5 protein-coding genes are annotated in these 9,943 nt (G+C 38.0%); 1 reads left to right on the plus strand and 4 read right to left on the minus strand.

All coding sequences use genetic code 11. The annotated features are described in order from the left end of the window. The first annotated feature begins 307 nt into the window (after positions 1 to 307). Positions 308 to 2,788 (plus strand): bifunctional diguanylate cyclase/phosphodiesterase, encoded by a 2,481-nt coding sequence (locus ACWXWT_RS18460; RefSeq protein WP_456043043.1) that lies wholly within the window; start codon positions 308 to 310, stop codon positions 2,786 to 2,788. 242 nt (positions 2,789 to 3,030) lie between these two features. On the opposite strand, the gene ACWXWT_RS18465 is transcribed toward ACWXWT_RS18460, so the two are convergent. The 4 genes from ACWXWT_RS18465 to cspE form a co-directional block, all read right to left on the minus strand. Further along, positions 3,031 to 5,214, minus strand: coding sequence for an OsmC domain/YcaO domain-containing protein (locus ACWXWT_RS18465; protein ID WP_456043044.1), 2,184 nt, complete (start codon positions 5,212 to 5,214; stop codon positions 3,031 to 3,033). A gap of 193 nt (positions 5,215 to 5,407) precedes the next feature. Next, positions 5,408 to 5,638, minus strand: a complete 231-nt coding sequence (locus ACWXWT_RS18470; protein ID WP_456043045.1) for a hypothetical protein — start codon at positions 5,636 to 5,638, stop codon at positions 5,408 to 5,410. 271 nt (positions 5,639 to 5,909) lie between these two features. Then, positions 5,910 to 9,080, minus strand: coding sequence for a glycoside hydrolase family 2 TIM barrel-domain containing protein (locus tag ACWXWT_RS18475; protein ID WP_456043046.1), 3,171 nt, complete (start codon positions 9,078 to 9,080; stop codon positions 5,910 to 5,912). Between the two features lie 279 nt (positions 9,081 to 9,359). Next, positions 9,360 to 9,569 (minus strand): transcription antiterminator/RNA stability regulator CspE, encoded by a 210-nt coding sequence (gene cspE, locus ACWXWT_RS18480; RefSeq protein ID WP_160055822.1) that lies wholly within the window; start codon positions 9,567 to 9,569, stop codon positions 9,360 to 9,362. Positions 9,570 to 9,943 lie beyond the last annotated feature (374 nt).

Genomic DNA, 9,943 nt, shown 5'->3' on the forward strand with positions numbered 1-9,943 from the left:
CAGATGCTGGAGGTAGAGTAACGCAGGAGCTTGTTACCGAGAATCACTATTCGCTTCAATCATCTGCCTTGCCTACAGCACTTTGAACTCCCGCTGAAAGATCACATATTTAATAGGATTGGTATAACATCTAAGCACAGTGAAACAATAGAACAGGCCTCATAATGGCCTGTTTTTATTTTGAGCACTCTCTTAACCATCTTGCCTCTATGTACTCATCATAAAATAAATACCTGAAAAATTAACACAACTTGATGGTTTGTTTTATACTCAATTCATTCAGTAAAAAGGAGTTTACTAAGTTTTCATGATGATCCTAAACGATAAAAAACTGGTTAATCTCATCAAATATACCCCAAGTATTATCGTTGGTTTTTTTGCTATTACTGTCAATATTTTCATTATTAAAGACAATCAAGATAAAGCGAATGAAAGCATACAATCCCTTCGTGAAGATATTATTGAAACCAATAAAAATACGATAAAACAATCAGCCGACAAAGCATCAAATTACATCATTTACAAAAAAAACATGGTCATCGATGAGCTTAAATTACTCTCGAAACAACGTGTAAATGAAGCTTATGCCATAGCCTCAAACATCTATCGTAACAATCCTAACAAGTCCAAAACCACAGTAACCAAACTCATCACCGACGCATTACGCCCAATTCGATTTTATGACGAAAGAGGTTACTTTTTTATTTTTCAAATGAATGGCATTAATGTCATGCATGGGCTTAAGCCTAATCTTGAAGGTATCTCCGCTTGGGGAGCCCAAGATCTTCGGGGGTCATACATTTTAAGGGAACATATCAACTTAATTAAACAACAAAATGGAGAAGCATTTTACCACTGGTGGTACCAAAAGCCAGGCAAACCGGCAGCAGAAGAGTTTGAAAAAATAGGCTTTGGTAAATATTTCGAGCCCTATGATTGGTTTATTGGAACCGGCGAATACATCTCTGATGTTGAAGACGACTTAAAAGCATCACTCTTAAAATCAGTGATTGCATTTGAACACTCAGAAAACGAACATTCATTTATTATCGACACCGCAGGCAATTTACTGGCGAGTGCAAGCAAAGATAAAAATTTAGCCTTTATGATTAACTCAAATACTAATATGGCTAAAGAGATTGCCACTCAAGCTCGACCAGACGGTCATTTCATCACCTTAAGTGACGCTTCCCCCCTAAAGGATGACAATAATAAAACAGAAATTGGTTACATTAGACTGATTAAAGACTGGAATTGGATTGTAGGATCATATTTTAATTCAAATGAAGTTAATCACTATTTAAATCTAAAAGAACAAAAAGAGCATTCGCTAAACCATAAAAAACTAATTAATATTATAATGTTAAGTGTATTTTCTACATTTTTCATGATTGGTAGTTCACTCATCATAAGTAACTTAATAGCAAGACGCTTCAACCGCTTTCAACATAAAATTGAACATGACATCAATGAATTAGAAACGTCAAAAAATCAATTGCATCACATGGCTTTGCATGACGCATTAACTGGGTTGCCAAATAGAATTTTGTTACTCGAAAAAATAAATGAAGGCATCGAATCTGCAAATATTCATCATCAACAAGTTGCGATAGTCTTTATCGACCTTGATGACTTTAAAAAGATCAATGATTGCCATGGCCATTCTGCAGGTGATGAATTACTGCAATCCATTAGCCAAAAGTTTAAGCTCATTTTTGACTCTAAAGATACAATATCGCGCTTTGGAGGTGATGAATTTGTTTTTTGCTTCCCAGAACTCAATAACCTCAATGAAGCCTACCTCAAAGTCGCGCAAATACAGCAGATATTTAATGATACATTTATTGTCAATGGCCGAGAAATAATCACTCAATGTAGTATAGGCGTCAGCATGTACCCTTCGGATGATAGCCAAGCAGAAGGATTAATTCGCAAAGCAGACATCGTACTCTACAAATCAAAAGCTGAACTTAAAGGCAGTGCCACCTTCTATGACTATCAATTGAATGAACAAATTCAATATAAATATTTACTCGAGGTAGAATTAAGAGGCGCACTTATTCATAACGAAATATTCCTTCTTTATCAGCCACAAATAGACACTCAAACAGAGAGAATTATTGCTGTAGAAGCACTTGCAAGATGGAAAAACCGAAAGCTAGGGCTCATTTCACCCGATGATTTTATCGGCATAGCCGAAGAAATTGGGCTCATAAAAGAAATAGGCCTTTTTGTCTTTCACCAAGCATGTACAGATATTCTAAAAGTATCTCCTGCTGGCAAAAATGCCATTAATGTTTCGATCAATATTTCCCCAAAACAGTTAATGTCATCAGGCTTTACCGAGTCAATCACTCAAATAGCAGATGATATAGGCATTGAACGGCACAGAATCACCTTAGAAATCACTGAAAATGTCATGCTTAGCGAACTCGAAAAAACATATGACATACTCACAGAATTGAAAAATCGTTCATTCTGTATTTCACTTGATGACTTCGGCACGGGGTTTTCCTCATTAAGCTACTTAAATATGTTGCCTTTTGATGAAGTTAAAATTGATCGGTGTTTTGTTAATAACATTACGGTTAGTGAACAAAGCAAAACGCTTATTAAGTCTATTTTGGCGATTAGCAATGCATATGGAATGAAAACTGTTGCAGAAGGTGTTGAAAAGAAAGAGCAGTTTGCCATGTTACATGCGCTAGGGTGCCATGTAATTCAAGGTTATTATTTTGACCGTCCTTTAACAATATCTGCATTACAAAAGACCTACCTAAGCCAGTAATGAACGCTAACTCATGATTATGAATTAAACGCCCCCTCCTGAACGACTAAATAGAACCTCCAAACCACAAAATTAAGTGATTTTTACATTTTTATCAACAGCTTACCATTTGCAGCATTAATTGATTAAAACATTCACGAAATTATTTACTCGCTTTCTTGAGATAATAGACATGCTTAATTGAATAAAAAGCGAACTCATATGAGCTCGCTTTTTGTATTTCATATGCTTAGCAATAAATGTTACTTAGCTGCATTTTTACGTGCTTGATGCAGTTTCTTATAGCTTTCAATCAAACGTAAATGAGGTTCGATACCTTCTAGTTGCATACTGGTTTTGCTTAAGCCATAAAAACGCACTGTGCCATTCACTGAGCCAACAACATTGTCCATCACGTCTTTACCAAACATACGGTTAAAGTTGTCAATAAAGTGCTCAAGCTGCAAATCTTCATCTAAAGTGACTTCAAGCACCGCATTCACCGCTTGATAAAACAAGCCACGCTGCACAGTGTTGTCATTAAACTGTAAGAACTCACCCACCAATTCAAGCGCGTCTTCATGGGCACCTAACGCAAGGTAAATCAAAATCTTCAATTCGATAATCGTTAATTGCCCCCACACAGTGTTCTCATCGAACACAATGCCAATTAAGGTGCGAATATCAGTATGGTTATCTAACTGACTGTCTTCTAATCGATTCACCAACTTAGCTAATGCCTTAGTGCTTAATGAATGCAAATTCAGAATATCTTCGCGGTAATTTAACGCTTTGTTGGTATTATCCCAAATCAAGTCATCAACAGGATAAACCTCTGAATAGTCTGGTACTAAAATACGGCATGCAGAAGCCCCTAAATCAGTAAATTCGGCAATATACACTTCGCGGCCCATTGCTTCTAAAATGCCAAATAAGCCTTTGGCTTCTTCTTCACTCGTGCCGGTAAAGTCCCACTCACAAAACTCATAATCATACTTATTGCTAAAGAAACGCCAAGAAATCACACCGGTTGAATCAATAAAATGCTCAACAAAGTTTTCAGGTTCGGTCACCGCCATACTATTAAACGTTGGCTTGGGAACATCGTTTAAGCCTTCAAAGCTACGGCCTTGCAGCAGTTCGGTTAAGCTGCGCTCTAATGCCACTTCAAAGCTAGGGTGCGCACCAAATGAAGCAAATACGCCGCCCGTTCTCGGGTTCATTAAGGTCACACTCATTACCGGAAATTGACCGCCAAGCGAGGCGTCTTTCACCACAACAGGGAAGCCCTGCTCCTCAAGCCCCTTAATGCCAGCCAAGATACTTGGATACTTTTCTAATACCTCCATTGGCACATCGGGCAGCACTATTTCCTGTTCAATGATCTGACGTTTAACTGCTCGCTCAAATATTTCAGACAAACACTGAACATGGGCTTCTTGTATGTTGTTACCCGCACTCATACCGTTACTTAAAAATAGGTTTTCAATTAAGTTAGACGGAAAATACACGGTTTCGCCATCAGACTGGCGCGTATACGGAATCGTGCAAATACCGCGGTTCTTATTGCCAGAATTAGTATCAATTAAGTGTGAACCACATAGCTCTTCATCTGGGTTATAAATATCTAGACAATATTCATCCAAAATACCTGCCGGTAGTGCGTCATCGTCTTCTAGTGCAAACCATTTTTCATTTGGATAATGCACAAACTCGCTGTTGGCGATCTCCTCACCAAAGAATTGATCGTTATAAAAGAAGTTATTATTGAGGCGTTCAATAAACTCACCTAAAGCCGAGCATAATGCACTTTCTTTGGTGGCACCTTTACCATTGGTAAAGCACATTGGTGAAGCGGCATCACGAATATGCAAAGACCAAACGTTTGGCACAATGTTACGCCATGACGATATCTCGATCTTCATACCAAGATCGGCTAGTAAGCCAGTCATGTTTTTAATGGTTTGCTCAAGCGGTAAATCTTTACCTAAGATAAAGGTGTGGGCATCACCTTCAGGTTGCCCCATCAACATCGCATTAGCGTCTGCATCAAGATTCTCAACCGTTTCTATTTTAAATTCAGGGCCGGTTTGGACCACTTTTTTAACCGTACAACGATCAATTGAACGTAAAATACCTTCACGATCTTTATCCGAAATATCGTCTGGTAACTCCACCTGAATTTGAAAAATTTGGTTATAGCGATCTTCAGGATCAACAATATTATTTTGTGACAGTTTAATATTTTCAGTCGAAATATCGCGGGCTTTACAGTACACCTTAATAAAGTAGGCTGCACAAAGGGCTGACGATGCTAAGAAGTAATCAAAAGGACTAGGAGCTGAGCCATCACCTTTATAGCGAATAGGTTGATCGGCCGTAACGGTAAAGTCGTCAAATTTGGCTTCGAGTCTCAAATTATCGAGAAAATTTACTTTGATTTCCATTGAATATATCCACAGTCTTGCGCAGCCAAACGGCCAGCTTGTCTAATTACGATGAATTATCGGTGTTTTTGGCTCAATAGTCTTGGGTTAATTGCCTAAATGATCGCAATTAGCCGATTTGTGAGTAAGAAAATGGAGTTCATAAAAGAAAAGAATTACCAAGAATGATAAGAAAATATAGATTTTCAGCAATCTAATATTTCTTATCGGCTTCACGCATGACCAACATAAAAGTGAGATACATTTTAGTCGGTAAAGATAAAATCATCCCAAAAGCCACGCACATGGCACTAATAATGATGCCATCTACGCCCAAACTGGCAATCAGAACACTAAAATTATGTAAATAAATACCAAGTAAAATAAGACAAACGCCCATAAAGATACAGGTTTTCAAAATCAATAACAGCTTCGAATCCGTCATCTTACCCTCGTTATTATTTGGCCTTCAACTGTAACAAAATAACTATATAACCATAAATATCATAAGCTTAAAAAGCTTATCGTTCATGTTAACCACAAGGCAAAACCTGTTTAAATTCAACTCAGGCTATGACACTTAAATAATGAATGCACAGAGGCAACCACCTCTTGATACAGATCAAACAAAGCCGCTAAACAACTTTGAAAGATCAACAGGCCCTAATAATGTATCAATAAAACCTCAACACCATGGCCTCCCTATTCGCTCATGACTACTGTGGCGTTATTGGTAAAAAGCTAAAACGATAACGGTAATCGAGCCAAGGAATAATGTAATTAGGTAAAGGTGCCTCGCCCCATGAATTGGTGCCACCCACACCACGATGCAAATAATCAATATTCACAAAAATACGATCGCGCTTTTTTAGCTCATATGGATGTAAATTACGCTTGTCATGGTCTTTTTTACTCGCATCATAGTCGTCAGTAGAAAAGAACTCAGCCCCAAACCCAAAAGGTTTCTCTGCCATAAATTGAATACCTTGTCCGGCTTTATTTGTAAACGATACATGGCGAACATCTGTTCGGTAACCGTTTTCTGAAGGCGTTACATAAGGCACATACATAGTGTCGACATCGGTTTGATATAACCCTAAAAACGACGATGACTTTCTATCAACGTAATTTTCATGTGGGCCACGACCGTAATACTTAACTTGGTCAAACTGTGTTGATAACTCAAACAAATTACCAATCCGCGGTAATTCTGAAAACTTTTTATGCGGAGCCGCATACAGCCAATGTTCTGCGTCGACTTGGCCTGAAGAGTGAATATGCCAACGACTAAAATAACGACTTTCCACATCGGGTAAAGTATATTCGACCTTAACAACTGCATCATGTTGTGAGACGTTCTCGATTTCAAGTTTAACCAACTTACTGTTTCTACCAGCAAACTGCCATACAGCAAAATTGGACTCATAGTCTTTCACTTCTAAGTCATTATAAACTGGTGCTCGCCAAAACTCTGGCCTTGAGCTATTTTCTAAATAACTGACACCATTGTATTTAAGCGTTGAAATAAGTCCTGATAACTTGCTAATTGATAGTTCAAACCCTGTAGATGAAAAAGTTAATTGTTCGCTTGTGTCATTGACATTAAGGGCGAGGTTAGTTTTTAAAAGTTGTGGAACAAACATATTTTCAACATGCAATTGTTCATCTGCAACCACGTACCCTTGGTTTAATAAACCGTCCTTTACGCTTGTAGCGACATAAACATTTAAAAAATATTCTTTATCGTTACTCAACCGGTAAGATAACGGAATAGCCACTTGTTCAGATGCCTGCGGAGCAGCTGACAAGGCTATCGGGTGACCTTCTTCAACCACTACGCCATTTTCTAAAAGTGTCCAAGATAATTGGTATTGGCTAAGCGATTTAAAAAAGTGTTTATTCGATACCGTGAGCGTTTTATTGGATAGATCAAACGGGCTAAAACCAACCTCTTGCTGCACCTGCTTAACCTCATGCAAATAAGGGTAAGGCGATCTGTCGGCAAAGACTAAGCCATTGGCACAAAAGCTGTCACTATTAGGCGTGCCTTTCGGCTCAATATCGCCACCATAGGCCCAGTATGGTTGACCCGTTTCAGACTCTCTTAAAAAGGTTTGGTCGACCCAATCCCAAATAAAGCCCCCTTGCAACGATGGATATTTTTCAAACGCTTCCCAATATTCTTTAAAATTACCTAATGAATTGCCCATAGCGTGTTCGTATTCAATCAAAATCACAGGGCGAGTATCAAATTGGTTTTCTGCATATCGAACAATGTCACGAATAGGAGCATACATTTGGCCATAAGCGTCTGTGTGCCTCCTTAATTGAGCCTGCTCAGATATAACCGGTGTATCCTCTCTGGCTTTAAGCCAATCATAAGAGGCTTCTATATTCGGCCCATCGCCCGACTCATTGCCTAAAGAACGCATCACAATTGAAGGTGAGTTTTTAGTGCGTTCGTACATATTAGCAATGCGATCAAGATATGCAGCTTGCCATTTAGGTTTTGACACTATGTGTTTACTCGGATCGTAACTGCTGCCTTGATTCGACGCCCCCAAACCATGCGATTCAATATTCGCTTCATCCATTACGTATAAACCGTATTTGTCCGCTAAGTCATAAAAATATGGATCATTAGGGTAATGGGACATACGAACAGCGTTAATATTATTTTCTTTCATTAATTTAATATCTTGCAACATTGAATCTCTTGAAATGACATGACCTGTTACAGGGTCATGTTCATGGCGATTAACTCCCTTAAATAAAACGGGTTCGCCATTAATTAACACATTACCCTGTTTAAGCTCTGTGGATTTAAAGCCAATATAACGGCCGATGAATTGTGTACTCACGCCCTTCTCAATCAAGGTCAACTTTAATTTATATAAATTAGGAAGCTCAGCACTCCACAGTTTAGGCGAAGTAAAAACATGCTTAAACACTACGTTGTGACTTTCGTTTGGTAATATCTTAGGGACAATAAAATCTTTAGAAAATAGTAGTTTATTATCATCAGCCACCACTTCAACCAGTAAAGTTTGTGGCGATGATATAGAAGCACCTCTATTGTCTATCTCTGCGCTAAAAGACAACACAGCATCGGTATAGTGATTAATCAGTGCAGTGTGAGTATAAAAATCGCGAACAGATATTTTAGGTTTGGTATACAAATACACATCGCGTTCGATACCGCTCATGCGCCACATATCTTGGCATTCAAAATAAGAGCCATCAGAATAACGATACACTTCTAATGCAATATTATTTTCACCCGCATGAATATATTGGGTAATGTCGAAGGCGGCATCCGTTTTTGAGTCTTGCGAATAACCAACTTTTTTGCCATTTACCCATATATAAAATGCCGATTTTACCGCCCCAAAATGCACATAAACTTGTTCATTTAACCAATCGGAAGAAACATGGAATGTTTTTTTGTACGACCCGACAGGGTTGTCGGTCACGTCGTTGGTCATAAACTGCATCGAATTGTCAAAACATGCATGGCTGTGATAATAAGGCGTGCCGTAACCATTGATCTCCCAATTGGCTGGAACTGAAATATTATCCCAAGCGCTAACATCGTAATCATTTCGGTAAAATGCTGTTGGCTTTTGGCTTGGGTTACTCACCCAATTGAATTTCCATTTCCCATTGAGCAATTGATAATTCGATTCTTGCCACGGTTCGGTTGAAAACACTGCACTGTCAGTTTTTTTAGAAAAGAAAAAACTTCGCGGCGGTTCTTTATTTATCCTAAACACTTGTGGGTTTCGCCAATCTTCAATCGCCAGCACATTTGCTGATGCCACAGATGCTAATAATAACAATGATATATAAAGAAAACGTTTATTAAGCACTTGGTGAAATATATCCATATTCTCTCTTATTATTCAGTTTTTAACCACGGGCAAAGCAGCCAACTCACTCAATATTACGCCATGTAAAATCATATTTATATGACAAATTGTTTTTTTGTTAAAGAAATACATAATGAATAATTAATCACATTTAGCACAAGACATGATTATGGTGGTGATAGGATGAAGCTTAAAGGATTAATAATGAAACAATAAATGAAAGGGAGGAAATAAATTTTACATAAAAAAAAGCGCAAACAGTCGTTAAACCATTTGCGCTATCTTACAAAGTAAGAGTTACTCAGCTACTACGTTAGCAGCTTGAGGGCCTTTTTGGCCTTGCTCAACTTCGAAAGATACTTTTTGGCCTTCAGCTAAAGTTTTGAAACCTTCTGAAGTGATTGAACGGAAATGAACAAATACGTCAGCGCCGCCGTTATCAGGAGTGATAAAACCGAAACCTTTATCTTCGTTAAACCATTTTACTAAACCAGTTGTTTTAGACATGTTGTGTCCCTTATATATTTAAAATTAATCAATCTGTCGCGAAAATGCGATGCGCTCAAGCTTGAATTATTGAATGGCACGATGAAGCTAAGGGAAACACAGAGGATAGCAACGATAACGAAGAGATTCTAAGGCTTTTCTTTTACTTGATGTTCATTAATAACTCTGAATGTCAGAGCGAGACATATACTACATTAGTTTTGAGTGTTGTAAAGGTTTATTTTAATTATGTTCTAAACCGCACTCAGGAGGGTGTAACAGATTCTGTGTAACTGCAATTTAGTTAATATACTTCACAATTCTGTCCTCGAATTCAATAATAAATCGATTCATCGCAGTACGCCAGTTTCGAATGGGCATGGTCCATTTTTTAC

The organism is Shewanella sp. A22 (assembly GCF_053850585.1).

Excerpts from the sequence above, each read along its gene's own strand:
- ACWXWT_RS18460 (WP_456043043.1), top strand. The coding sequence starts at position 308 with ATGATGATCCTAAACGATAAAAAACTGGTTAATCTCATCAAATATACC.
- ACWXWT_RS18465 (WP_456043044.1), bottom strand. The coding sequence starts at position 5,214 with ATGGAAATCAAAGTAAATTTTCTCGATAATTTGAGACTCGAAGCCAAA.
- ACWXWT_RS18470 (WP_456043045.1), bottom strand. The coding sequence starts at position 5,638 with ATGACGGATTCGAAGCTGTTATTGATTTTGAAAACCTGTATCTTTATG.
- ACWXWT_RS18475 (WP_456043046.1), bottom strand. The coding sequence starts at position 9,080 with ATGGATATATTTCACCAAGTGCTTAATAAACGTTTTCTTTATATATCA.
- cspE (WP_160055822.1), bottom strand. The coding sequence starts at position 9,569 with ATGTCTAAAACAACTGGTTTAGTAAAATGGTTTAACGAAGATAAAGGT.